The 25,503-nt window shown below is 69.3% G+C and carries 20 protein-coding genes; 9 read left to right on the top strand and 11 right to left on the bottom strand.

All coding sequences use genetic code 11. From position 1 onward, the window contains the following. Positions 1–2 precede the first annotated feature (2 nt). Both urtB and urtA read right to left on the bottom strand, forming a co-directional pair. Positions 3–917 carry an urea ABC transporter permease subunit UrtB gene (gene urtB, locus ACQY9S_RS15230; protein ID WP_428420705.1) on the bottom strand — a complete coding sequence of 305 codons (915 nt, stop codon included), beginning with the start codon at positions 915–917 and terminating at the stop codon, positions 3–5. A gap of 75 nt (positions 918–992) precedes the next feature. Further along, entirely contained in the window at positions 993–2,249 is a 1,257-nt protein-coding gene (urtA, locus tag ACQY9S_RS15225; RefSeq protein WP_428420703.1) for an urea ABC transporter substrate-binding protein, read from the bottom strand. Between the two features lie 205 nt (positions 2,250–2,454). Between urtA and ACQY9S_RS15220 the strand changes: the two genes are divergently transcribed. The 5 genes from ACQY9S_RS15220 to ACQY9S_RS15200 all read left to right on the top strand — a co-directional run bounded on the left by ACQY9S_RS15220 (position 2,455) and on the right by ACQY9S_RS15200 (position 10,106). After that, positions 2,455–5,829 carry a hybrid sensor histidine kinase/response regulator gene (locus tag ACQY9S_RS15220; protein WP_428420701.1) on the top strand — a complete coding sequence of 1,125 codons (3,375 nt, stop codon included), beginning with the start codon at positions 2,455–2,457 and terminating at the stop codon, positions 5,827–5,829. After that, positions 5,813–6,724: a response regulator gene (locus ACQY9S_RS15215; protein WP_428420700.1), complete on the top strand. Its 912-nt coding sequence runs from the start codon at positions 5,813–5,815 to the stop codon at positions 6,722–6,724. Before ACQY9S_RS15220 ends, ACQY9S_RS15215 begins: the two co-directional genes overlap by 17 nt. A 509-nt stretch (positions 6,725–7,233) precedes the next feature. Then, positions 7,234–8,397 (top strand): homoserine O-succinyltransferase MetX, encoded by a 1,164-nt coding sequence (gene metX, locus ACQY9S_RS15210; RefSeq protein ID WP_428420698.1) that lies wholly within the window; start codon positions 7,234–7,236, stop codon positions 8,395–8,397. Continuing rightward, positions 8,394–8,978, top strand: a complete 585-nt coding sequence (metW, locus tag ACQY9S_RS15205) for a methionine biosynthesis protein MetW (protein ID WP_428420697.1) — start codon at positions 8,394–8,396, stop codon at positions 8,976–8,978. Before metX ends, metW begins: the two co-directional genes overlap by 4 nt. A 318-nt stretch (positions 8,979–9,296) precedes the next feature. Beyond that, positions 9,297–10,106 (top strand): TenA family transcriptional regulator, encoded by an 810-nt coding sequence (locus ACQY9S_RS15200; protein ID WP_428420696.1) that lies wholly within the window; start codon positions 9,297–9,299, stop codon positions 10,104–10,106. Positions 10,107–10,210: 104 nt separating this feature from the next. Here the strand turns inward: ACQY9S_RS15200 and ACQY9S_RS15195 are convergent, their stop codons facing one another. The 3 genes from ACQY9S_RS15195 to ACQY9S_RS15185 are packed head-to-tail and all read right to left on the bottom strand — an operon-like array spanning position 10,211 to position 16,206. Beyond that, positions 10,211–11,698 carry an efflux transporter outer membrane subunit gene (locus tag ACQY9S_RS15195; RefSeq protein ID WP_428420694.1) on the bottom strand — a complete coding sequence of 496 codons (1,488 nt, stop codon included), beginning with the start codon at positions 11,696–11,698 and terminating at the stop codon, positions 10,211–10,213. After that, the gene (locus ACQY9S_RS15190) at positions 11,691–14,912 is read right to left on the bottom strand and encodes an efflux RND transporter permease subunit (protein ID WP_428420693.1); all 3,222 of its coding nucleotides are present in this window, start codon (positions 14,910–14,912) and stop codon (positions 11,691–11,693) included. The genes ACQY9S_RS15195 and ACQY9S_RS15190 overlap by 8 nt, the downstream gene beginning before the upstream one ends. Before the next feature lie 16 nt (positions 14,913–14,928). Next, positions 14,929–16,206, bottom strand: coding sequence for an efflux RND transporter periplasmic adaptor subunit (locus ACQY9S_RS15185; protein WP_428420691.1), 1,278 nt, complete (start codon positions 16,204–16,206; stop codon positions 14,929–14,931). Between the two features lie 305 nt (positions 16,207–16,511). On the opposite strand from ACQY9S_RS15185, the gene ACQY9S_RS15180 reads away from it, so the two are divergent. Genes ACQY9S_RS15180 through ACQY9S_RS15165 form a run of 4 tightly spaced genes read left to right on the top strand, consistent with a single transcriptional unit; the run spans position 16,512 to position 19,795 of the window. Then, positions 16,512–18,029 carry a M20 family metallopeptidase gene (locus ACQY9S_RS15180; RefSeq protein WP_428420690.1) on the top strand — a complete coding sequence of 506 codons (1,518 nt, stop codon included), beginning with the start codon at positions 16,512–16,514 and terminating at the stop codon, positions 18,027–18,029. Next, on the top strand, positions 18,026–18,646 hold the full coding sequence (locus tag ACQY9S_RS15175) for a DJ-1/PfpI family protein (RefSeq protein WP_428420688.1): 621 nt from the start codon (positions 18,026–18,028) through the stop codon (positions 18,644–18,646). Before ACQY9S_RS15180 ends, ACQY9S_RS15175 begins: the two co-directional genes overlap by 4 nt. A gap of 16 nt (positions 18,647–18,662) precedes the next feature. Further along, positions 18,663–19,034: a CidA/LrgA family protein gene (locus ACQY9S_RS15170; protein WP_428420686.1), complete on the top strand. Its 372-nt coding sequence runs from the start codon at positions 18,663–18,665 to the stop codon at positions 19,032–19,034. Continuing rightward, positions 19,031–19,795 (top strand): LrgB family protein, encoded by a 765-nt coding sequence (locus ACQY9S_RS15165; RefSeq protein ID WP_428420684.1) that lies wholly within the window; start codon positions 19,031–19,033, stop codon positions 19,793–19,795. Before ACQY9S_RS15170 ends, ACQY9S_RS15165 begins: the two co-directional genes overlap by 4 nt. A 195-nt stretch (positions 19,796–19,990) precedes the next feature. On the opposite strand, the gene ACQY9S_RS15160 is transcribed toward ACQY9S_RS15165, so the two are convergent. The 6 genes from ACQY9S_RS15160 to ACQY9S_RS15135 form a co-directional block, all read right to left on the bottom strand. Then, positions 19,991–20,506 carry a hypothetical protein gene (locus ACQY9S_RS15160; protein ID WP_428420683.1) on the bottom strand — a complete coding sequence of 172 codons (516 nt, stop codon included), beginning with the start codon at positions 20,504–20,506 and terminating at the stop codon, positions 19,991–19,993. Continuing rightward, a complete protein-coding gene (locus tag ACQY9S_RS15155; protein ID WP_428420681.1) occupies positions 20,503–21,264 on the bottom strand; it encodes a 5'-methylthioadenosine/adenosylhomocysteine nucleosidase in 762 nt (253 codons plus the stop codon). Before ACQY9S_RS15155 ends, ACQY9S_RS15160 begins: the two co-directional genes overlap by 4 nt. Before the next feature lie 25 nt (positions 21,265–21,289). Next, positions 21,290–21,799: a hypothetical protein gene (locus tag ACQY9S_RS15150; RefSeq protein ID WP_428420679.1), complete on the bottom strand. Its 510-nt coding sequence runs from the start codon at positions 21,797–21,799 to the stop codon at positions 21,290–21,292. Positions 21,800–21,932: 133 nt separating this feature from the next. Then, positions 21,933–23,606, bottom strand: a complete 1,674-nt coding sequence (locus ACQY9S_RS15145) for a long-chain-fatty-acid--CoA ligase (protein WP_428420677.1) — start codon at positions 23,604–23,606, stop codon at positions 21,933–21,935. A 135-nt stretch (positions 23,607–23,741) separates the two neighbouring features. Continuing rightward, a complete protein-coding gene (locus tag ACQY9S_RS15140; RefSeq protein WP_428420676.1) occupies positions 23,742–25,166 on the bottom strand; it encodes an NAD(P)(+) transhydrogenase (Re/Si-specific) subunit beta in 1,425 nt (474 codons plus the stop codon). Beyond that, positions 25,163–25,486 carry an NAD(P) transhydrogenase subunit alpha gene (locus ACQY9S_RS15135; RefSeq protein WP_428420674.1) on the bottom strand — a complete coding sequence of 108 codons (324 nt, stop codon included), beginning with the start codon at positions 25,484–25,486 and terminating at the stop codon, positions 25,163–25,165. The genes ACQY9S_RS15140 and ACQY9S_RS15135 overlap by 4 nt, the downstream gene beginning before the upstream one ends. Positions 25,487–25,503: the final 17 nt, after the last annotated feature.

Genomic DNA, 25,503 nt, shown 5'->3' with positions numbered 1-25,503 from the left:
TGTCAGCGCCGGACCTTGACGGCGAACAGGCCTTGCGGGCGGAACATCAGGATCAGCACGATCAGCGACAGCGTCAGCACCTTGGCCATCGAGCCGGTCATGAAGAACTCGGAGATCGACTGCGTCTGCGCGATGCCGAAGGCCGAGACCACGGTGCCGAACAGGCTGGCCGCGCCGCCGAAGGTGACCACCAGGAAGGCGTCGACGATGTAGAGCGAGCCGGAGGTCGGGCCGGTGGAGCCGATGGTCGTGAAGGCCGCACCGGCCACGCCGGCGATGCCGCAGCCGATCGCGAAGGTCAGGCGGTCGGTCTTCATCGTGTTGATGCCGATCGCGTTGGCCATCGTGCGGTTGCTGACGGTGGCGCGCACGCGCAGGCCCCAGCGGCTCTTGTAGAGCGCGATCAGCACCAGCGTGGTGACCAGCGCGGTCAGGCCCAGCACGAACATGCCGTTGATCGGGATGTCCAGCCCCTCGTGCGGCGCCCAGGAACCGAGCAGCCAGTCGGGCAGCGTCGGGCTCACTTCCTTCGGGCCGATGAAGGTGCGGAAGATCTGCTGCAGGCCCAGGCTCACGCCCCAGGTGGCGAGCAGGGTGTCGAGCGGGCGCTTGTACAGGTGGCGGATCAGGCCCCACTCGACTCCCCAGCCGACGATGAAGGCGAACACGAAGGCCAGCACGATGGCGAGCGGGAAGTAGTACGGCATCAGGTTCGGCGCGATCTTCTCGGTCAGCGTCGAGCCGAGGAAGATGGTGTAGGCGCCGATCGTCATGAACTCGCCGTGCGCCATGTTGATGACGCCCATCTGGCCGAAGATGATGGCCAGGCCCAGCCCCATCAGCAGCAGCACCGCGAACAGGCTCAGGCCCGCGAAGCCCTGCATCAGGCCGATGTTCATCATGTCGGAGAAGGTCATCGCGGCTTCCTGGTGTTTGCGTCTGCGGCCCCCTCTCCCGCGGGCGGGAGAGGGCAGGGGTGAGGGCTCTGCCTCTTATTGATATCCCTTGGGGAAAGGATCGGGCTTGATCAGCTCCGGCGACTCGGCCACCACCTTGAAGGTGGCGTCCGGCTGGCCCTGGCCGATGCGTGCCTTGCTCCACAGATGGTGGTTGGCATCGAGCTTCACGTAGCCTTCGGGCGCGGTCTTGAGTTCGATGCCGGGCGATGCGGCGACCACTTTGTCGACGTCGAAGCTGCCGGCCTTCTCGACCGCGGCCTTCCACAGCCACGGGCCCAGGTAGCCGGCCTGCGTCACGTCGCCGATCACGGCGTCCTTGCCGTACTTGGCCTTGAAGGCCTCGACGAACTTCTTGTTGTTGTCGTTCGACAGCGACTGGAAGTACTTCATCGACGAGTAGAAGCCGGCGAAGTTCTCGCCGCCCACGCCGGTCATCTCGTCTTCCGTGACGGCCAGCGTCAGCAGGAACTGCTTGTCGCCGGTGATGCCGGCGGCCTTGAGCTGCTTGTAGAAGGCCACGTTCGAGCCGCCCACCACCGCGGCGAAGATGCAGTCGGGCTTGGCGACCTTGATCTTGTTGATGAGCGAGTTGAAGTTGGTGTGGCCCAGCGGGTAGTACTCCTCGCCCTTGACCGTGCCCTTCTGGAAGTTCTCGATGTGCTTGCGCGCGATCTTCATCGAGGTGCGCGGCCAGATGTAGTCGGAGCCGACCAGGAAGAAGGTCTTGGCCTTCTTCTCCTTCGCGCCCCAGTCCAGGCCCCAGATGATCTGCTGGGTGGCTTCCTGGCCGGTGTAGATGACGTTCTTGCTCTGCTCCAGGCCTTCGTAGAAGGTCGGGTAGTACAGCAGGCCGTTCTCCTTCTCGAACACCGGCAGCACGGCCTTGCGCGAGGCCGAGGTCCAGCAGCCGAACACGGTGGCGACGCGGTCGTTGACGAGCAGCTTCTTGCTCTTCTCGGCGAAGTTCGGCCAGTCGGAGGCGCCGTCTTCCGAGATCACCTTGATCTTGCGGCCGAGGATGCCGCCCATTGCATTGATCTGGTCGATCGCGAGCTGCTCGGCCTGGATCGAGCCGGTCTCCGAGATCGCCATGGTGCCGGTCTTCGAATGCAGCTGGCCGACGATGACCTCGGTGTCGGTGACGGCCAGCTTGGTGGTGTTGACCTTGGCGGTGGGGTACTGCTCGGCCAGCGCCCAGGCGGGCATGCCGGCCAGCGGCAGGGCGCCGAGGCCCTGGAGCAGGCGGCGGCGGTCGATGGAGAACGGGGTGTCGTCACGATCGTTGGACATGGCTAGCGGCTCCTGCGAACGGTGGGTGGGAAGTGCGACAGGGGGCAAAGCTGCCGCGACGGAAGTGATGGTGCGGACAAGCGTGCGCCGGCCGAATACGTCAATCGACGTAGCTCGCGAATGCGGCGTGGAGCCCGCAAACAGTGCCCCGGCGCGGGGCGGCGCGCTTCTTGCACCAGCACGGGGAGGAAACGGGACATCGAACGTGTCGATCGCTACGCAGAAAATATTTCGCATCCGCCGCGACTACAACGCCTGGGTGGCCGACGAGTCGATGGAGGACTACGCGCTGCGCTTCACGCCGCGCAGCTTCCGCAAGTGGTCCGAGTGGCGGGTCGGCAACACCGCCTTCGGCGCCACCTCCTTCCTCGCGCTGGAGGCCATCGGCGCGTCGGTGGCGCTGAACTACGGCTTCTCGAATGCGCTGTGGGCGATCCTGGTGGTGTGCGTGGTGACCTTCTTCACCGGCCTGCCGATCAGCTACTACGCCGCCAAGTACGGCGTCGACATGGACCTGCTGACGCGCGGCGCCGGCTTCGGCTACCTCGGCTCGACGCTCACCTCGCTGATCTACGCCAGCTTCACCTTCATCTTCTTCGCGCTCGAGGCCGCCATCCTGGCGCTGGCGCTGCAGATGTACTTCGACTGGCCGCTGGCGCTGTGCTATTTGCTGTCGTCGCTGGGCATCGTGCCGCTGGTGATGCATGGCATCACGCTGATCTCGCGGCTGCAGCTGTGGACGCAGCCGGTGTGGATCGCGCTGTTCGTCTGCCCCTACGTGGCGATCCTGCTGAAGAACCCCGAGGCCTTCGCCGACTTCACCGGCCTGGCCGGGCGCAGCTCGGGCAGCAGCGGCTTCGGCTGGCTCATGTTCGGTGCGGCGGCCACGGTGGCGTTCTCGCTGGTGGTGCAGATCGGCGAGCAGGTCGACTACCTGCGCTTCCTGCCGGAGAAGACGAAGAAGAACCGCGTGCGCTGGTGGACCGCGGTGCTGGTGGCCGGGCCGGGCTGGATCGTGCCGGGCGCGATCAAGATGCTGGGCGGCGCCTTCCTCGCCTTCATCGCGCTGCAGCACCAGATCCCCACCGACAAGGCGGTCGAGCCGACGCAGATGTACCTGGCCGGTTTTTCCTACGTGTTCGACGACCCGGCCTGGGTGCTGCTGGCCACCACGGTGTTCGTCGTCGTGTCGCAGGTCAAGATCAACGTGACCAACGCCTACGCCGGCTCGCTGGCGTGGTCCAACTTCTTCGGCCGGCTCACGCACAGCCACCCGGGCCGCGTGGTCTGGCTGGTGTTCAATGTGCTGATCGCGGTGCTGCTGATGACGCTGGGCGTGTTCGAGGCGCTGGAGCGCGTGCTCGGCCTGTACAGCAACGTGGCGATCGCCTGGGTGGGGGCGCTGGTGGCCGACCTGGTGATCAACAAGCCGCTGGGCTGGAGCCCGAAGCACATCGAATTCAAGCGCGCCCACCTCTACGACATCAACCCGGTGGGCCTGGGCGCGATGCTGGTCGCGGCGACGCTGGCGATCGTCGCCTACTCGGGCCTGCTGGGGCCGGCGGCCGAGGCCTTCGCGCCCTTCATCGCGCTGCTCACGGCGATGGCGGTCTCGCCGCTGCTGGCCTGGCTCACGCGCGGGCGCTACTACCTGGCGCGCGCGAGCCGCAGCGAATGGGCGCCGGGCCAGGTGGTGGCCTGCTCGGTGTGCGACAACCGCTTCGAATCCGAGGACATGGCCTTCTGCCCGGCCTACGAAGCACCGATCTGCTCGCTGTGCTGCACGCTCGACTCGCGCTGCCACGACCGCTGCAAGAGCGGCTCGCGCGCGGCCGAGCAGGTCGGCGCGGCGCTGAGCGTGGTGCTGCCGGCCGCGCTGGCCTCGCACGTGAACTCGCGCGTCGCGCACTACCTGGTCACGGTGGTGTCGCTGCTGGCCTTGCTGGCGGTGATCTTCGGCGTGGTCTACGACCAGGAGAGCACGCTGCGCGGCGTGCAGGGCCTGGTGCTGCAGGGCCCGTTCCTGAAGGTGTTCGCGCTGCTCGCGCTGGTGGCGGCCGTGGGCGCGTGGTGGATGGTGCTGGGCAGCGAAAGCCGCCACATGGCGCAGGAGGAGTCGAACCGCCAGAACCAGCTGCTGACGCGCGAGATCGAGGCCCACCAGCGCACCGACGCGGCGCTGCAGGCGGCCAAGGAGGTGGCCGAGTCCGCCAACCAGGCCAAGACGCGCTACGTGGCCGGCATGACGCACGAGCTGCGCACGCCGCTCAACAGCATCCTGGGCTATGCGCAGATCCTGCTGAAGGACGGCGTGCTGAGCGCGGCACCGCGCGAGGCGGTGCACACCATCCGGCGCAGCGGCGAGCACCTGATGGGGCTGATCGACGGCCTGCTGGACCTGGCCCGCATCGAGGCCGGCCGGCTGCGGCTGGAGCCCGCCGCGCTGCCGCTGCCGGCCTTCATGGACGAGCTGGTGCGCATGGTGCAGCCGCAGGCGCAGGCCAAGCGCCTGGCCTTCGCCTACACCCACAGCGGCCGCATGCCGGCCTGGGTGCATGCCGACGCCAAGCGGCTGCGGCAGATCCTGATCAACCTGTTGAGCAACGCGGTGCGCTTCACCGACGAGGGCACGGTGACGCTGCACGTCGATTGCCGGCGCGAGGTGGTGCGCTTCGACGTGATCGACACCGGCATCGGCATCGCGCCTCAGGACCAGCAGCGCATCTTCATGCCCTTCGAGCGCGGCGCGGCCGGGCGCCGCCGCGGCGAGCCGGGCACCGGCCTGGGCCTCACCATCACCGCGCTGCTGACCTCGCTGATGGGCGGCGAGCTGAGCCTGGCCAGCGAGGCAGGCCGCGGCAGCACCTTCAGCGTGCGCCTGTACCTGCGCGAGGTCACCGATCCCGGGCCGCAGGCCGAGGCGCCGCGCCAGGTGAGCGGCTACCAGGGCCGGCGGCGCACGTTGCTGGTGGTCGACGACCAGCCGGTGCAGCGCCAGATGCTGGCCGGCATGCTGGCGCCGCTGGGCTTCGTGCTGCGCGAGGCGGCCAGCGGCAGCGAGTGCCTCGACAGCCTGCGCGAGACGGTGCCCGACGCGATCCTGCTCGACATCACCATGGACTACCTCGACGGCTGGCAGACCGCACGGCTGGTGCGCGACGCCGGCTACACGCTGCCGATCCTGATCGTCTCGGCCAACATGTTCGAGAACCAGCCCGAGCGCCTGCTGGCTGCGCAATGCCAGGCCTTCATCGGCAAGCCGGTCATCGAGTCGGAGCTGATCGCGACGCTGCAGCGCCACCTCGGCATCGAGTGGATTGCCGCGCACGCGCCGGCCCTGCCGTTGCCCCGGGAGGCGCCGGCGACCGTGGCGGCGTTGCCGGACGAAGCGCGTGCCGACCTGCTGCGGCTGGCGCGCATCGGCCATGTGCACGGCCTGCGGCGCCGGCTCGACGCGATCGAGGCCGAGGACTCGCGGCATGGGGCGGCCTGCGCCCGGCTGCGGGCCTACATCACGGGCTTCGATCTCGAAGGCCTGCAAGCCTGCTTGACGGAGGCGGTCGATGGCCAGCCCGCCTGACCCGTCCGGGGCGGCGCGCCCCGTCGTGCTGGTGGTCGACGACGCGCCCAGCAGCCTGGGCATGCTGTGCGACACGCTGGAGGAGGCCGGCTACACGGTGCTGATCGCGCGCGACGGCGAGGCGGCACTGCAGCGGCTGCACCTGGTGGCGCCCGACGTGATCCTGCTCGATGCGGTGATGCCCGGCCTGTCGGGCTTCGAGACCTGCCGCGCGATCAAGGCCGACGCGGCGCTGATGCACATCCCGGTGATCTTCATGACCGGTCTGTCGGAGACGGCGCACGTGGTCGAGGGCTTCGCGAGCGGCGGCGTCGACTACGTGGTCAAGCCCCTCCGCGCGCCCGAGGTGCTGGCGCGGCTGCACACGCACGCCCGCAATGCGCGCATCACGCGGCTCGCGCGCGAGGCGGTCGACGTGGCCGGGCTCGGTGTGCTGCTGGTCGACGCGCAGGGCCGCATCGCCTGGCGCTCGCCGCAAGCCGCCCGCTGGCTCGCGGCCCGTGGCCCCGAGCATCCGGACGACGTGATCGCCGCGGCCGACGCGGGCACGCAGTGCGTGTTCGAACTGCCGGGGCCGCCGGCGCAGCAGTTGGTGCTGAGCAGCCTCGGCGCTGCAGGCCTCGGCGAGACCATGTGGCTGCTCGAGGTGCAGCGCAGCGACGGCGCCGGCGCCGCCGCGACGCCGTCGCGCCTGAGCGCGGCAGCACTGACGCCGCGCGAGACCGAGGTGCTGTCCTGGCTGGCCAAGGGCAAGACCAACCGCGACATCGGCGACATCCTCGGCGTGAGCCCGCGCACCGTGAACAAGCACCTCGAGCACATCTTCGAGAAGCTGGGCGTCGAGACGCGCGCGGCGGCGGCGGCGCTGGCGAGCACGCAGTGGGGTGGGGACTAGGAATCCTTCCCGCGTGCTCGGTGTGCCTTGCGATCGAATTCATGCGGCCCTGCGAGAACCCTCTTTGTTGCTCGCAGCCGGAAGCGGGGTCGCCGACTCCGTTCAGCCAATTCTTATTCACTCCGTCGGCGACCCCGCTTCCGGCTGGGCCGGTGCAGTTCGGGGCACTGCAATGCGGGTTCGTTCGATCAGCTCCGCCGGTGCTTGCAAAGCCGGTGTCGGGCTGGCCGGCGGAGTGAGTAAGAATTCCCCGAACGGAGCCGGCCAGCCCGACACCGGCTTTGCTCGCCCAACCCCGTAGCACCCGTCGCGAAGCGCCTGTCCATCGACAGAACGACGTCCGGCCAACCGGCGACCGGCCTCGCTATACTTCGCCCACAGCGCCGATTTGATCCGGATTGCGGGCGCTCAACAAATGCAGCTAAAGAGGGGCCTTCGACCGTTCACCGTCACCCGGCCTCGCTAGCGCAGCGACGCCGGGTTGGTTTTTTCTTGGGTTGAACAACGGGATGGCTTCGGTCGGCATCGTCACTCCACAGTCCTTGCGCCTGAGCGCCCCACTGCCGCTGCGCAGCGGCGCCGTGCTCGACGACTGCACGCTGGTCTACGAGACCTACGGCACGCTGAATGCGCAGCGCAGCAACGCGGTGCTGGTGTGCCACGCGCTCAATGCCTCGCACCACGTGGCCGGCCGCTACGAGGGCCAGGACCGGAGCGAAGGCTGGTGGGACAACCTGGTCGGTCCCGGCAAGCCGCTGGACACCGAGCGCTTCTTCGTCATCGGCGTCAACAACCCGGGCTCGTGCTTCGGCTCGACCGGGCCGGCGTCGATCGACCCGAAGACCGGCCGGCCCTATGGCGCGGACTTTCCGGTCGTCACCGTCGAGGACTGGGTCGACGCCCAGGCCCGGCTGCTCGACGCGCTGGGCATCGAGCAACTGGCCGCCGTGATCGGCGGCAGCCTGGGCGGCATGCAGGCGATGAGCTGGACGCTGCGCCATCCGCGGCGCGTGCGGCACGCCATCGTGGTGGCCTCGGCGCCCAACCTGTCGGCCCAGAACATCGCCTTCAACGAGGTGGCGCGGCGCTCCATCGTCACCGACCCCGACTTCCACGGCGGTCACTACTACGCCCACGGCGTGGTGCCCAAGCGCGGCCTGCGCGTGGCGCGCATGGTCGGCCACATCACCTACCTGAGCGACGACGTGATGGCGAGCAAGTTCGGCCGCCAGACGCTGAACCCCGAGCTCGCCTACAGCACGCAGGACATCGAGTTCCAGATCGAGAGCTACCTGCGCTACCAGGGCGACAAGTTCAGCGAGTACTTCGACGCCAACACCTACCTGCTGATCACGCGCGCGCTCGACTACTTCGACCCGGCGCGCGAGTTCGACGGCGACCTGAGCCGCGCGCTGGCCGGCGCCACGGCGAAGTTCCTGGTGGTCAGCTTCACCACCGACTGGCGCTTCTCGCCCGAGCGCTCGCGCGAGATCGTCAAGGCGCTGGTCGACAACCGGCGCGACGTGAGCTACGCCGAGATCGACGCGCCGCACGGCCACGACGCCTTCCTGATGACCGACCCGCGCTATCACAACGTGCTGCGCGCCTACTTCGCCCGCATCGCCGACGAAGCCGTCGCACCGGCGGGCGGGATCAGGAGGTTCGCGGTATGAGCGAGCGGAAGGACCTGGAGCTGATCGCGCAGCTCGTGCCGCAGGGCGCGCGCGTGCTCGACCTCGGCTGCGGCAACGGCGCGCTGCTGGCGCTGCTGCGCGACACCCGCGGCTGCAGCGGCTACGGCGTCGAGCTCGACGACGCCAAGGTGCACGACTGCGTGCAGCGCGGCGTCAACGTGATCCAGCGCAACCTCGACGAGGGGCTGGCCATCTTCGCCGACCAGGCCTTCGACGTGGTGCTGCAGCTCGACACGCTGCAGAACCTGCGCAACACCGAGGCGATGCTGATCGAAACGGTGCGCGTGGGCCGGCTCGGCATCGTCAGTTTCCCGAACTTCGCGCACTGGCCGAACCGCGTGTCGGTGCTGCGCGGCCGCATGCCGGTGACCAAGGTGCTGCCTTACCAGTGGTACGACACGCCCAACATCCGTGTCGGCACCTTCGCGGACTTCGAGGTGCTGGCGCACAAGAACGGCCTGCGCGTGCTCGACAGCTTCGGGCTGCAGAACGGGCGCGCGGTGCGGCGCTGGCCCAACCTGATGGCCGGCACCGCGCTGTTCAAGTTCGAACGCGCCTGAGCGCTGGCGCGACGAGCGGCCGGCCCATTGTTCCCGTGGCCTGCGGCGGCCCGGAGCGCGACCCGCAGCGGACGCTGCGAACGGGTACGCAGGCTCGTCGTTTTCCCTCGGTCACCACGCCTGCGGCGCGCCTCGAAGCACCCGTCCGCGGCTAGCCGGGAACGCGGCCCGGCAACGGCGAGTGTGGCGCGGATGTTGCATCCCGTTGTGAAGCAATGCACGCACCGTCACCGATTTCGCGTATTGTCCCGATCGTGCAAGCGACGCCGACGGGACGGCGGTGACTTGTTCAACCTAACCAAGACGAGGAGCGCATTCGTGAGCGATGACTTCATTCGAGAAGGGGAGCTGACCGACATCCGCAGCTATCCGGCGTGGGCACAAGACCTGGTCGAGAGCTGCGCCGAGACGCGTGCACGCGTGGCGTCGCACGAGCTCTTCCATCGCATGCGCGACAACGAGCTCGACGCGAACCAGATCAGCACCTTCCTGGTCGGCGTGTGGCCGGTGATCGAGCAGTTTCCGCAGTACATGGCGCAGAACCTGCTGAAGCTGCAGTACGGCCGTGCCCGCGGTCACGACCTCGCGCGGCGCTACCTGATCCGCAACATCCGCGTCGAGCAGAACCACGCCGATCACTGGGTCGAGTGGGCCATCGCCAGCGGCGTGAGCCGCGACGAGCTGCTGTACGGTGAGGTGCCGACCGAGACGCATGCGCTGTCGCACTGGTGCTGGCACACCTGCGAGCGCGACACGCTGGCGGCGGCGATGGCCGCGACCAACTACGCGATCGAAGGCGTGACCGGTGACTGGTCGGCGCTGGTCTGTTCGTCCGACGTCTACGAGAGCAACTTCCCGCTCGAGGTGCGCGGCAAGGCCATGAAGTGGCTCAAGCTGCACGCCAAGTATGACGACACCCACCCCTGGGAAGCGCTCGAGATCATCTGCGCCATCATGGGCACGGACCCGACGCACCGTGGCATCTCGCTGATCCGCTCGCGGGTGATGAAGAGCTACGAGTACATGCGGCTCACGCTCGACTACTCGCTGAACGCCGAGCAGGTCGCCACCATCCCGGGCCAGCTGTTGTCGCTGGTCTACCCCGAGGAGCGCAAGCGCGCGGCTTGAGTTGATCGGGCTCGCTCCCTCTCCGCCGGTCACGGGGAGAGGGCTGGGGTGAGAGGGGTCTACGGCCTCGCCAGGGTGCACACCCCGGCGAGGCCGCGTCGCTTTCAGCGCACGTTGCTGCTGACCGCAATGGGCGCCGCTGCGGCGGGCGCGCTCCAGCCGCCGCCCAGCGCACGGTAGACGCTGACCAGTGCCGTGGCCGTGCCGACCTGGGCCTGCACCCACTGATCGCGGTTGGACAGCGCCTCGCGTTCGGCGTCGAGCACGGCGAGGAAATCGGTCACTCCCGCCTCGTAGCGCAACCGTGCCAGGTGCGAGGCCTCCTCGGCGCTGCGCACCGCCACGTCCAGCTTCTCGGCGCGCTGCGCGTTGCGGGTGAACCCGCTGAAGGCGCCCTCGGTCTCCTCGAGCGCCACTGCGACCGTCTGCTCGTAGCTCGCGAGGCTCTGCTGCGTGCGGGCTTCGCTGGCAGCGATGCGCGAGCGGATCTGCCCCAGATCGAGCGGTGTCCAGGTCAGTCCGACGCCGAGTGAATAGATCGCCGACTCGCTCTTGCCGAGGTTGCCGAACGTGGCCGCGTTGAGCCCGAGCAGGCCCGACAGCGAGACACGCGGGAACAGGTCCGACTTCGCGATGCCGATCTTCGCCGTGGCGGCCGCGAGCTGACGCTCGGCGACGATCACGTCAGCCCGGCGCTGCAACCACTGCGCGGGCGTGCCCAGTGGCAGTGCGGACAGGTCCGTGACCGGCAGTCCGGGCAGCGGTGCCGGTGCGGCGAGCTGGTCCAGGAGCGCGCGCGGCGGCTGGGCAGTCAGCGTGGCGAGCCGGAACACCGCGCGTTCGACGGAGGCCTGCAGCGCGGGCAGCGCCGCCTCGGTGCTGGCGACCAGCGTGCTCGCGCGCGCCAGGTCGAGCTGCGTGCCGCGACCGGCGTCGAGCCGTGCCTGGGTGATGCGCAGCGCCTCGCGCTGGTTGATCAGCGCGTCCTCGGTCACCTGTCGGCGCTGCTGCAGGCCGCGCAGCTCGAGGTAGTTGCGGGCCACTTCGGCCGCCACCGACGTGTGGGCTGCGCCGAGCCCGGCCTCACCTGCCTCGACCAGCGCCGCCGCGGCCTCGCTGCCGCGGCGGTAGCGGCCGAAGAAGTCGAGCTCCCAGTTGGCGATGAAGCTGGCGTCGTAGGTGGTGCCGGTGCGCTCGCTGCGCGAGGCGCCGGGCTGCTGCGTGATCGGCCGGACCGAGCGCGTGACGCCGCTGTCGATACCGAAGCCCGGCCGCGCCGCCGCATCGGCCTCGCCCTGGTTGGCGCGTGCCTCCTGCAGCCGCGCCTGGGCGATGCGCACGTCGCCGTTGGCGGCCAGCGCATGCTCGACCAGGGTGCTCAGCAAAGGGTCGCCGAAGCCGCGCCAGAAGTTGGCAATGTCGGCCGACACCGGCTGGGTGTTGCTGGCCGAGGCGCCGGCGTTGACGAAGCCGGCGTCCACGGCGATCGCCGGCCGCTCGTAGTTCGGGCCGACGGCGCAGCCCGTGGCGAGCAGGGCGGCGCTGGCCAGCAGGCCGAGGCGGCCGCGGCGCGGCAGCGAGAGGTCACGCATGGTCGTCTCCCGTCTGGGCGCGCACCTTCAGCGGTGCGGCATGGGCGGTGGGCAGGTGCTTCTGCGGCGCCAGCTTGCGCAGCAGCACGTAGAACACCGGGGTCAGGAACAGGCCGAACACGGTGACGCCGAGCATGCCGCTGGCGACGGCGATACCCATCGCCTTGCGCATTTCCGCGCCTGCGCCGCTGGACAGCACCAGCGGGGTCACGCCGGCGATGAAGGCGATCGAGGTCATCAGGATCGGGCGCAGCCGCATGCGGCAGGCCTCGACCACCGCCCTGACGGCGGTGCGGCCGTGGTCCTCGAGCTCGCGGGCGAACTCGACGATCAGGATCGCGTTCTTGCACGCCAGGCCCACCAGCACCACGAAGGCGATCTGCGTGAAGATGTTGTTGTCGGCCGGCTGGCCCAGGAAGCCGCTGAGCCACACGCCGGTGATCGCGCTCAGGATGCACATCGGCACGATCAGGATGATGGCCAGCGGCAGGGTCGTGCTTTCATACGTGGCCGCGAGCACCAGGAAGACCAGCAGCACGCACAGCGGGAAGATGTAGATCATGGTGTTGCCGGCGATCTTCTCCTGGTAGACCAGCTCGGTCCACTCGTAGCCGATGCCGCGCGGCAGCGTCTCCTTCAGGATCTTCTCCATCTCGGCCTGCGCCTCGCCCGAGCTGAAGCCGGGCTTGGCCGCGCCGTTGAAGTCGGCCGTGTAGAAGCCGTTGTAGCGGCCCACCGAGCCCGGCCCGAAGGTCGGCTCGATGTTCATCACCGCCGACAGCGGCAGCATTTCGCCGCGCCCGTTGCGGATCTTCAGTGCGCCGATGTCCTCGGCCTTGGCGCGGTGGCCGGCATCGGCCTGCACGATCACCTGGTAGGTCTTGCCGAAGCGGTTGAAGTCGTTGACGTACAGCGAACCCAGGTAGGTCTGCATCGTCTCGTAGATGTCGCTGAGGCTGACCCCCATCTGCTTGGCCTTGGTGCGGTCGACGTTGGCGAACAGCTGCGGCACGTTGATCTGGTAGTTCGAGAAGGCCTGCGTGATCGTGCTCTGCGGGTTGCCGTAGACGCGGCCCATCAGCTGCTGCACCACACCGTTGAGCGCGCCCTCGCCGAGCGAGTCGCGGTCCTGCAACTGCAGCTTGAAGCCGCCGGCGTTGCCCAGGCCACTGACCGGCGGCGGCGACAGCACGAACATGAAGGCGTCCTGGATCGCGCCCAGCCGCATGTTGACCTGCCCGACGATCGCGTCGGCGCGCCGCTCGGGCGCGGTGCGGTTCTCGAACTCGTCCAGGGCGAAGAACACGATGCCCGAGTTCGGCGCCGCGGTGAAGCCGTTGATCGACAGGCCGGGGAAGGCCACCGAGTTCTTCACGCCCGGCACCGACAGCGCGATGTCGCTCATCTGCCGGATGACCCTGGTGGTGCGCTCCAGGCTGGCACCGTCGGGCAGCTGCGCGATGCCGATCAGGTACTGCTTGTCCTGCTGCGGCACGAAGCCCGGCGGGACCAGCCGGAACAGCAGCACCGTGGCGACCAGCAGCACCGCATAGACCACCAGCGCGATCGACTTGCGCTTGACGACGACGCCGGTGACGCCGCGGCTGTAGCGGTCGGCATTGCGATGGAAGAAGCGGTCGAACCAGCGGAAGAAGCGGCCGAAGAGCTTGTCCATGCCGCGCGTCAGCGCGTCCTTCGGTGCGTCGTGCGGCCGCAGCAGGATCGCGCTCAGCGCCGGCGACAGCGTCAGCGAGTTGAAGGCCGAGATCACCGTCGAGATGGCGATCGTCACCGCGAACTGCTTGTAAAACTGCCCGGACAGCCCGGACACGAAGGCCAGCGGCACGAACACCGCGCACAGCACCAGGCCGATCGCGATGATCGGGCCCGACACCTCCTGCATGGCCTTCACGCTCGCATCGCGCGGACTCAGTCCCGCCTCGATGTTGCGTTCCACGTTCTCGACCACCACGATCGCGTCATCGACCACGATGCCGATCGCCAGCACCAGGCCGAACAGCGTCAGCGTGTTGATCGAGAAGCCCAGCGCCAGCAGCACCGCGAAGGTGCCGACGATGGACACCGGCACCGCCAGCAACGGGATGATCGAGGCGCGCCAAGTTTGCAGGAAGATGATGACCACCAGCACCACCAGCGCGATCGCCTCGATCAGCGTGTGGATCACCTTCTCGATCGAGGTGGCGACGAAGCGCGTCGGGTCGTAGACGATGGCGTAGTCGACGCCGGGCGGGAAGTCGGCCTTGAGCCGCTCCATCGTCGTGCGCACGTCGTTCGACAACTGCAGCGCGTTCGAGTTGGGCGCCTGGAAGATCCCGAGCGCGGCGGCTTCCTTGTTGTTCAGCAGCGAGCCGAGTGCGTAGGTGTTCGGCCCGAGCTCGACACGACCGACATCCTTGACGCGGATCACCGAACCATCGGCGGTGTCGGCCTTGATGATCACGTCGCCGAATTCCTGCTCGCTCGCGAGCCGGCCCTGGGTGTTGATCGCGAGCTGGAACTCGGTGTTGTTCGGCGAGGGCGGCGCCCCCACCACGCCGGCCGCGACCTGCGCGTTCTGCTCGCGGATCGCACGCACCACGTCGGCCGAGGTCAGGCTGCGCGCCGACAGCTTCTGCGGGTCGAGCCAGATGCGCATCGCATAGTCGCCCGAGCCGAAGGTCTGCACCGAGCCCATGCCCTGGATGCGCAGCAGCGGGTCGCGCACGTTGAGCGTCGCGTAGTTGCGCAGGTAGAGCGCGTCGTACTTGTTGTCCGGCGAGACCATGTGCACCACCATGGTCAGGTTCGGCGAGCTCTTCTCGGTGGTCACGCCGATCTGGCGCACCACGTCGGGCAGGCGCGGCAGCGCGCGGTTCACACGGTTCTGCACCGCGGTCTCGGCCACCTCGGGGTTGGTGCCGATCTTGAAGCTCACCGTCAGTGTCAGGGCACCGTCGGCCGAGGCCTGGCTGCCCATGTAGAGCATGTTCTCGATGCCGTTGATCTGCTCCTCGAGCGGTGTCGCCACCGTCTCGGCGATCACGCGCGGGTTGGCGCCGGGGAACTGCGCACGCACCACCACCTGCGGCGGCGCGACCTCGGGGTACTCGGAGATCGGCAGCTTGAAGACCGCGATCGTGCCGATCAGCGTGATGAAGACCGACAGCACGGCCGCGAAGATCGGCCGGTCGATGAAGAAACGGGACAGGTTCATGGAGGCCGCTCCCGGATCAGGTGGTGCGCGCGCGGTCGGCAGTCACCGGTGTGCGCAGGGCGGCCTTCTTCTCGTCCTTCTTGTCCCCGTCGGCGGGCTCCTTGCCGCCGGCGCCCGGCGGCGGCGCGGCGGGCTTCTCGATCGGCATGCCGCGCGCGTCGACCTCGAGCTTTTGCGGCGCCAGCGGTGCGCCGGGGCGCACGCGCTGCAGGCCGCTGACGACCACCAGCTCGCCCGGCTTGAGCCCGGCGGTGACCACGCGCATGCCGTCGATCAGCGCGCCGAGCTTGACCTCGCGGAACTCGGCGACGTTGTTCGCGCCGACCACGAACACGAACTTCTTGCTCTGATCGGTGCCGATCGCGCGCTCGGGCGTCAGCACCGCTTGGTAGGACGTGCTGCCCGCGACCTGCAGCCGGGCGAACAGGCCGGGCGTGAACTCGCCCCGGGCGTTGTCGAACACCGCGCGGATGCGGATCGCGCCGGTCTGCGTGTTGAGGCGGTTGTCGATGAAGTCGACCTTGCCGGTGTGCGGGAAGCCGGTTTCGTCGGCCAGGCCCATCTTCACGTTCAGCGCGGCGTCGTTGGCCTTGCGCAGGCGCAGGAAGGTCTGTTCGCTGCCGTCGAAGTAGGCATAGACCTTGTGCGTGGCGACCAGCGTCGTCAGCACCGTCTTGTCGTCGACCAGGTTGCCGGCGGTGACGACGGCGCGCGAAGTGTGCCCGGCGATTGGCGCCCGCACCGCGGTGTACTCGACGTTGAGCCGGGCGACGCGCAGCGCCGCCTCGGCGGCCTTGATGTCGGCGTTGCTGGTGCGTGCCCCCGAGCTCAGCTGGTCGAATTCCTGGCGCGACACGGCTTTTGCGTCCAGCAGTTGCTGCGCCCGCGCCAGCTCGGCCTTCGCCAGTTCGGCACGGGACTGGGCCGCAGCCAGCTGCGACTCCGCGCGGGCCACTTCGGCCTGGTAGGGGCGGGGATCGATCGTGAACAGCAAGTCCCCCTTCTTGACCGTCGCACCATCGCGGAAGTGCACGCGGTCGATCGTGCCGCCGATGCGCGGGCGGATGTCCACGGTTTCCAGCGCCTCGAGACGGCCGGTGAACTCCTCGCTGTCGGCGATCGGCTTCTGCACGGCGGGCGCTGCCGACACCGGTGGCGCCTGCGGCGGCCCGCCCTGGGCCGCAGCACGTTCGCCGCAGGCCGTGAGCACGCCACTGACGGCGAACACGGCAGCCAGCAGCGCGGCGGCGCGCAGGGAGGGAACAGGGGAAAAGGGGGCGACAGGGTCACGCATGAGAGCACCCAGGAAAATGAGGTGATGAGGCATCGAGGCCTCCGCGACAACCGAGCGAAGTCCTCCCTTCTTTCTGATCGCACGCGTTCGGCCGTCCACCCGACGCGTGTCTCTTGTGCAGAGCGGCGATCTTACTGACCATGCGGTCATCAAGCGGCGACCCGGGAATACCCCTAAAGATGGCAAGCCTATTGCAGCAAGCGCAGGCAAGCCTTCGGCCAGGAAGCGGACCCGGCGGCGGGCCTTCCGGGGGGGGCTGCCTATACTGGCCGCAACCCCACCCCCTGCGCGATCAGCACGCTGCCATGAACGCTCCCGACCGCCTGCCCGGCCTCGATGCCGGCGCTCTGCAGGGCTTCGTCGACGAGGCCTGGGACAGGCAGATCCTGCCCGAACTCATCGATTACATCGCCGTCCCGGCCAAGAGCCCGATGTTCGATGCCGACTGGGCGGCACACGGCCACATCGACCGCGTGGTGCGCCGCGCCGCGCACTGGGTCGAGCAGCAAGGGCTCGCCGGCCTGAAGCTCGAAGTGCTGCAGTTGAGCGAGGCCGACGGCGGCCTGCGCACGCCGGTGATCTTCTTCGAGCTGCCGGCCACCACGCCTGGCGGCAACGAGCGCGGGGCGCCGACCGTGCTGCTTTACGGCCACCTCGACAAGCAGCCGGAGTTCAGCGGCTGGCGCGCCGACCTCGGTCCCTGGACGCCGAAGTACGAGGACGGCCTGCTGTACGGCCGCGGTGGCGCCGACGACGGCTACGCGGTCTATGCGGCCACCGCGGCGCTGAAGGCACTCGACGTGCAAGGCGTTCCGCGGCCGCGCTGCGTGGGCCTGATCGAGACCTGCGAGGAGTCCGGCTCCGGCGACCTGCCGGCCTACATCGACGCGCTGAAGGCGCGGCTCGGCGACGTGAGTCTGGTGGTCTGCCTCGACTCGGGCGCCGGCAACTACGACCAACTCTGGCTCACCACGTCGCTGCGCGGGAATGTCACGGGAACGCTCGAGGTCGAGGTGCTGAGCGAAGGGGTGCACTCCGGCGATTCGAGCGGCATCGTGCCATCGAGCCTGCGCGTGCTGCGCCAGCTGCTCGACCGCCTCGAAGATGCGGCCACCGGCCGGCTGCTGCCGCAGAGCCTGCACTGCGAGATCCCGGCCGAGCGCACGGCGCAGGCGCGCGAGACCGCCCGCGTGCTGGGCGACGCGGTCTGGAAACGCTTTCCCTGGGCCTGCGGCGCCGATGGTGGCCCCGTGCTGCCGATGACCACCGACCCGACCGAGGCGCTGCTGAACCGCACCTGGCGGCCCTCCCTCAGCGTGACCGGCGCTGCCGGCCTGCCGGCGATCGCCGACGCCGGCAACGTGCTGCGGCCGGTCACGGCCTTCAAGCTGAGCCTGCGCCTGCCGCCGCTGGTCGACGGCCACGACGCGGCGGTGCGGCTCAAGGCGCTGCTCGAAGACAACGCGCCCTACAACGCCAAGGTCACGTTCGCGCCCGACGGCCGGGTCGGCGCCTGGGGTGCCAGCGGCTGGAACGCGCCGCCGATCGAGCCCTGGCTCGAGCACGCGCTGCAGTCCGCCTCGCGTGCGCACTACGGCGCCCCCTGCGGCTACATCGGGCAGGGCGGCACGATCCCGCTGATGAGCCTGCTGCAGCGGGGCTTTCCGAAGGCCCAGATGATGGTCTGCGGCGTGCTGGGCCCGAAGAGCAACGCGCACGGCCCGAACGAGTTCCTGCACGTGCCCTACGGCAAACGGCTCACGGCCGCGGTGGCGCAGGTGATTGCAGCGCTGCCGGGCGCGGCGCAGGCAGCCGCCCGATGACGCGGCGCGTCGGCATCTTCGTGTTCGATGACGTCGAGGTGCTCGACTTTGCCGGGCCCTACGAGGTCTTCACCACGGCGAGCCGCGTGCAGCGGCGGCGCCTGCCGGCGGCCCCCGCCGCCTACGAGGTCTTCACGGTCGGCCCGGGCGCGCCCGGATCGATGGTCCGGGCCCGCGCCGGCCTGCGGGTGCAGATCGACCACGGTCTGGACGCTCACCCGCCGATCGACCTGCTGATCGTGCCCGGCGGCGTGGTGGCGGCCGAACTGGCGCGGCCGGCGGTGGCGCCTTGGCTGCTCGCCTGTGCGGCGCGTGCCGAGCTCACGGCCTCGGTCTGCACCGGCGCTTTCCTGCTGGCCCAGGCCGGGCTGCTGGCCGGGCGCTGCGTCACGACGCATTGGGAAGACATCGCCGAGCTGCGCGCGCTGCACCCGCAACTCGTGGTGCTCGAAGGCCGCCGCTGGGTCGATGAGGGCGCGGTCGTCACGTCGGCCGGCATTTCGGCGGGCATCGACATGAGCCTGCACCTGGTCGAACGCACGGCGGGACGCGAACTTGCGCTTGCCACCGCGCGACAGATGGAATTCGACTGGACACCCGACCGGCTGGCCACCTGATGCCGCGGCGATCCACATGATTCAGGGCCTCGCCGCGCTGCTGCTGTTCCAGTCGCTCGGCGAGGCGATCGCGCAGCTCACGCACGCGCCGGTGCCGGGGCCGGTGATCGGGTTGGTCGCGCTGCTCGCGACCCTGCTGCTGCGCCAGCGTCTGTGCAAGCCGGTCTGGGCGCCGCTGGAGCAGGCGGCCGACGGCCTGCTGGCGCACCTGTCGATCTTCTTCATTCCCGCGGCGGTCGGCGTGATGCTGTACTGGGAACCGCTGGTGCGCGAGGGCCTGGCCTGGGTGGTGGCGCTGATGGCCAGCACCGCCGCGGCGATCGCGGTGACGGCCTGGTTTCTGGCGCGCCGGCTGGGGCCGGCCCCCGACGAGGAGCAGGCGCCGTGAGCGATCGTGCGCTGACGCTGCCGGTCGGCCTCAGCGACGCACTCGAGCCGCTGGCCGAGGTCTGGGTTTACCTCGCCGCGACACCGCTGTTCGGGCTGACCTTGACGCTCGGCGCCTACGTGCTGGCCGAGCGCGTGTCGGCGCGCAGCGGCCGGCACCCGCTGGCCAACCCGGTGCTGTGGGCGGTGCTCGCCATCATCGCGGTGCTGGCGCTCACCGGCACGCCTTACCGCCGCTACTTCGAGGGCGCGCAGTTCGTGCACTTCCTGCTCGGCACCGCGACGGTCGCACTCGCGGTACCACTGGCGCGGCTGTGGCCGGAGCTGCGCGCGCGGGCCGGCACGCTGCTGCTGGCGCTGCTGCTCGGCGGCACGGTGTCCATCGCCGTGGCGCTCGGCACGGCCTGGGCGCTGGGCGGATCGAAGCTGATCCTGGCCTCGCTGCTGCCGAAGTCGGTGACCGCGCCGATCGCGATGGGCATCGCAGAGCGCATCGGCGGCTCGGCCACGCTGGCGGCGGTGTTCGCGGTCACGACCGGCATCGTCGGCGCGCTGATCGTCACGCCGCTGCTCAACGCGATGGGCGTGCGCGACTGGGCGGCGCGCGGCTTTGCGGCCGGTCTCGCGGCGCACGGCATCGGCACGGCCCGGGCTTGGTCGATCAACCCGCGCGCGGGCGCCTACGCCAGCCTGGCGATGGGGCTGCACGGCATCGCCGGTGCGTTGCTGCTGCCGTGGCTGGCGCGCTGGCTGCTGGCCTGACAACCAAGTCGCGTTCACCCGTGTCCGATCACCCGGCGCCTGTCACGGCAGTCAAACCCCGGCGCAGCGCTCCCGCTGACGCTTGACAGTCAGCGTACCGAACAAGAACACCGCAACCAGCCCTGCCCCAATCTTCGATCTGATGCGTTTGAACGCAATGCCGCATGAGCATTGCCGCCGAAGCGAGAGAGCTGTTCAGTCGCTGCGAGTTGCAAGCCAGCGCCGCCAGCGCCGACGCCAGCCCTGACCGATGCGCTCGATCGCGCGCCAAGCCGCCGTCGAGCGCCACCAGGCCTTGACGTGTTGCTTGTAGGCGGACCAGGCGTCGAGGGCTCGCGCCAGCCAGCGATAGTGGCGCAGCTGCGGCTCGGTCAGCACGAACAGGCGGCCGAGCAGGGCGGTGCCGAGCAGCTTGGCCGCGACGATCAGCGCCAGGCCCAGCGCCGCATGACCGGCGTGGACCAGCCACAGCGCGAGCAGCTTGACGGGCAGCAAGCCCAGCGCCGGCGCGAGGAACAGGGCCAGGGCGAGCGGTGGCGGCACCTGCCGCAGGCGGTCTTCCAGGCGCGCGACCGGTGCCCAGCGCGCCAGACGGCCGAGCGCGCGCGACAGGGGCTGCCAGCCCCATTCCTCGAACAGGATCAGCAGCGCGATCGGCGTGCCGGCGATCGCGCGCAGTGCGCGCAGCAGCCGGGCGAGCGCAGGGCTCACGCCGGCTCGACGCGGCGCAGCCAGGTGCGCACGATGGCGGCGGCCAGCGGGCCGGCCACCTCGGCGACGAAGCGGCCGAAGTCCACGTGCGCGCTGTCGTCGGCGCAGTCGGACAGCGTGCGCAGCACCGCGAAGGGCAGGTCGCAGTCGTGGCAGACCTGGGCCACGGCCGCGCCTTCCATCTCGACCGCCAGCGCGTCCGGCAGTTCGGTGCGCAGCGCGGTGCGCTCCAGCGCGGTGGCGACGAAACGGTCGCCGCTGACCACCAGGCCTTCGTGCACGCGCAGGCGGTCGATGCCGAGCGCCGCGAAGCTGGAGTCCAGCCCGATGCGCTCGGCCTCCAGCGCGTCGCGCGCGGCCAGCGCCAGCGCGTCGCTCAGGTCGGCGTCGGTCGGGAAGCGCGAGCGGCCGGTGAGTGGCACCTCGTGGCGCGGGAACAGCGGCGAGGCGTCCATGTCGTGCTGCAGCAGCTCGCGCGCCACGACCACGTCGCCGATCGCGGCGCCGGGTTGCAGCGCGCCGGCCACGCCGGTGAACACCAGCGCGTCGACGCCGTAGCGGTCGGCCAGCAGCAGTGCCGTGCTGGCCGCGGCCACTTTGCCGATGCCGGAGCGCACCAGCACCACCTCGTGCCCGTCGAGCTGGCCGCGATGGAAGGCGCGGCCAGCGTGGTGCTCGGTCACCGGCGCCTGGAGCGCGCCGAGCAGGGTGCGGAGTTCCTCATCGATGGCCGTGACGAGGGCAAAGCGAAGTCCCATCGCGGGCTCGGTGGTTCAGCGCCGCTCAGGGCAGCAGCAAGGCGCGCCGCACGGCGCGGGCGACCGCCGCGCCCTTGGCGCGCTCGACCTCGGCCACCAGGTCCTGCGCCACCTGCTGCAGGCCGGCCAGGCCCGAGGCCTTCTCGATGGCCAGCACGAAACGGTAGCCTTTCATCAGGCCCAGGTGCTGTTTCGCCAGGCTGGGCAGCAGGTCGTAGAGGTCCGAGTAGGACAGTGCCGATTCCGCCAGTGTGCCCGGCGCGGTGGCCGGCGCCAGGGCCGCAGCGGCGGTCGGTTCGGGTTCGACGGGCGCGCCTGTCGTGATGCTCGGGCCGCCGAGCAGCGCCACCAGTCCGGCATCGACCAGGGTCTGCAGGTCCGCGGCGGTGGCGCCCTGCACCATCGACACCCAGCTGACGCCGTCACGGCTGGGATCGATGATCAGCAGCAGGTTGCGCGCGGTGCGCGTCAGCGCGTGGACGCGGGCGCGGATTTCGGCTCGGCCGATCTCAGTCTTCGTGTAGCGATCGGCCATCGTGCATCAACAGCTTGCTCTGCCTCGACAGGGTTCTGCTCACAGTGTACGGGGCGCATTCGGTTGCATCCGGCTTCGACCGGCACAATTGAACAGGGCCCGTGACGCGGCGCACACCGCGCGTCGCCGGTGCTCACGTCTTGTCGCGCAACTCACGGCGCAGGACCTTGCCGACCGGCGTCTTGGGCAGCTCGGTGCGGAATTCCACCGTCCTGGGCCGCTTGTAGCCGGTCAGGTTGGCCTCGCAGTAGGCACGCACCTGCGCTTCAGTCACGGCGGGGTCGCTGCGCACGATCACGAGCTTGACGGCCTCGCCGCATTTCGCATCGGCCACGCCGATCGCTGCGCATTCCAGCACGCCGGGCATCTGCGTCACCACGTCTTCCACCTCGTTCGGGTAGACGTTGAAGCCGCTCACCAGGATCATGTCCTTCTTGCGGTCCACGATCTTGAAGTAGCCGCGCTCGTCGACGATGCCGATGTCGCCGGAGCGGAAGTAGCCGTCGGCCGTCATGACCTTCGCGGTTTCGTCGGGTCGTTGCCAGTAGCCGGCCATCACCTGCGGGCCCTTGATCGCGATCTCGCCCGGCATGCCCGGGGGCACCTCGTTGCCGTCGTCGTCGATCAGCTTGAGCAGGGTGTTGGGCATCGGCAGGCCGATGTTGCCGCTGAATGCGGTGCTGTCGACCGGGTTGCAGGTGGCCGTCGGCGAGGTCTCGGACAAGCCGTAGCCTTCGACGATCGGGCAGCCGGTCTTGTCGAGCCAGAGCTTCGCGGTGGCGCTCTGCACCGCCATGCCGCCGCCGACGGAGATCTTCAGGTGGCGCCAGTCGACGCTGCCGAAATCGGGGTGGTGGGCCATCGCGCTGAACAGCGTGTTGACGGCCGGGAAGCTGTGGATCTTCTCGCCCCTGAGCTGCTTGAACATCGTCCGCAGGTCGCGCGGGTTGGCGATCAGGATGTTGCAGCCGCCCATGCGCATGCCCAGCATCATGTTCGTGTTGAAGCCGAAGATGTGATAGATCGGCAGCGCGCACGCGGTGTTGATCTGCTCGCCGGCCGGGATCTTCTTCAGCGCCGGCTGGTACCAGGCCTCGGACTGCAGGATGTTGGCGACCAGGTGGCGGTGCAGCAGCACCGCGCCCTTGCTCACGCCGGTGGTGCCGCCGGTGTACTGCAGCACGGCGATGTCGTCCGGACCGACCTTCGCCGGCGTGTAGGCCTGGTCGCGGCCGGCGGCCAGTGCATCGTTGAAGCGCGCCGCGCCCGGCAGCTCGAAGGCCGGCACCATCTTCTTGACTCGACGCACCACGGTGTTGACGAGCAGCGACTTCGGAAAGCCGAGCAGGTCGCCGAGCGCGGTGAGCACCACCTTCTTGGTCGGCACCGCCGGCAGCACCTTCTGCAGCACGTGTGCAAAGTTCTCCAGGATCACGATGGCCTTCGCGCCCGAGTCCTTCAGCTGGTGCTCCAGCTCGCGAGGGGTGTACAGCGGATTCACGTTGACCACCACGCAGCCGGCGCGCAGGATCGCCGCGACCGCGACAGGGTACTGCGGCACGTTGGGCATCATCACCGCGACGCGGTCACCCGCGATCAGGCCCAGGCTCTGCAAGTAGGCCGCGAAGGCGCGCGAGAGTTCGTCCGTTCGCCCGAAGCTGAGGGCCTTGCCCATGAACTTGTAGGCGGGCAGTTCGCGGTACTTCTTGAAGCTGTCCTCGAGCAGCGCGACCAGCGAGGGGTACTGCCGGACGTCGATGCTGTGCGGCACGCCGGCCGGGTAGTGCTTGAGCCAAACGGGGTCCATGGGCAAGTTCCTGTGCGAAAAGTCATTCTGACTTCGCGCTGACGAGCCCCTCTCAGGGAATGCGATAGCTCGTGCCGGAGCGGGCTGCCTGGCCTCGGGCAAGGCCCCGAAGGGCTCCGGGGCCTTGCCGCGAGTTCATTCGACGGCCTTGACCATGTCCTCGACCACCTTCTTCGCGTCGCCGAAGACCATCATGGTCTTGTCCATGTAGAAGAGCTCGTTGTCCAGGCCGGCGTAGCCGGCGGCCATCGAGCGCTTGTTGACGATCACGGTCTTGGCCTTGTAGACCTCCAGGATCGGCATGCCGTAGATCGGGCTGCCCTTGGTCAGCGCGGCCGGGTTCACCACGTCGTTGGCGCCCAGGACGATGGCCACGTCGGCCTGGCCGAACTCGCCGTTGATGTCCTCCATCTCGAACACCTGGTCGTAGGGCACCTCGGCCTCGGCCAGCAGCACGTTCATGTGGCCCGGCATGCGCCCGGCCACCGGGTGGATCGCGTACTTCACCGTGATGCCCTTGTGCGTGAGCTTCTCGGCCAGCTCCTTGACGGCGTGCTGCGCGCGCGCCACCGCCAGGCCGTAGCCCGGCACGATCACCACCGTCTCGGCGTTGCCCAGGATGAAGGCCGCGTCGTCGGCGCTGCCGCTCTTGACCGGCCGTGCTTCGCTCTTGCCGGGCGTGGCGGCCGTCGCGTCGCCGCCGAAGCCGCCCAGGATCACGTTGAAGAACGAGCGGTTCATCGCCTTGCACATGATGTAGCTCAGGATCGCCCCCGAGGACCCCACCAGGCTGCCGGCGATGATCAGCATGCTGTTGTTCAGCGAGAAGCCGATGCCGGCCGCCGCCCAGCCCGAGTAGCTGTTGAGCATCGACACCACCACCGGCATGTCCGCGCCGCCGATCGGGATGATGATCGTCACGCCGAGCACGAAGGCCAGCGCCAGCATCGCGAAGAAGGCCGCCCAGTTCCCGCTGGCCATGAACAGCAGCCCGAGGCCGATGGTCAGCAGGCCCAGCACCAGGTTGAGCTTGTGCTGGCCGGGGAAGCTCACCGGTGCGCCCTGGAACAGGCGGAACTTGTAGGTGCCCGAGAGCTTGCCGAAGGCGATGACCGAGCCGCTGAAGGTGATCGCGCCGATGGCCGCGCCGAGGAAAAGTTCGAGCCGGTTGCCGCTGGGGATGGGCGCGCCCTTGGCGACGATGCCGAAGGCATGGGGTTCGGCCACCGCGGCGACGGCGATGAACACCGCGGCCAGGCCGATCATGCTGTGGAAGAAGGCCACCAGCTCGGGCATCTTGGTCATCTCGACTGTCCTGGCCCGGTAGGCGCCGTAGCCGCCCCCGACCACCAGGCCGAGCAGCACCCAGCTCATGCCGAACGCCGAGCCGGCGGCCAGCTTGATGATCAGCGCCGCGGTCGTCAGCACGGCGATGGCCATGCCGACCATGCCGAACAGGTTGCCGCGGATCGAACTGGTGGGGTGCGACAGGCCCTTGAGCGCCTGGATGAAGCAGACGCTGGCGACCAGGTAGAGCAGGGTGACGAGGTTCAAGCTCACTTGGCACCCTCCTTCGCGGCCGGCGCTTTCTTGTCCTTCTTCCTGAACATCTCCAGCATGCGCCGCGTGACGAGGAAGCCGCCGAACACGTTGACGGCGGCCAGCGCGACCGCCAGCGTGCCCATGGTCTTGCCCAGCGTGGTCTCGGTCAAGGCGGCGGCGAGCATCGCGCCGACGATCACGATCGCCGAGATCGCGTTGGTCACCGCCATCAGCGGCGTGTGCAGCGCCGGCGTGACGGTCCACACCACGTGGTAGCCGACGTAGATGGCCAGCACGAAGATGATCAGGTTGATGAGGGTCGGACTGACGGTGTCCATGGCGGGTCTCCTGGGAA

It is taken from the genome of Methylibium sp., assembly GCF_965279545.1.
Taxonomy (GTDB): domain Bacteria; phylum Pseudomonadota; class Gammaproteobacteria; order Burkholderiales; family Burkholderiaceae_C; genus Methylibium.
This window is presented reverse-complemented; position numbering and strand designations above follow the sequence as displayed.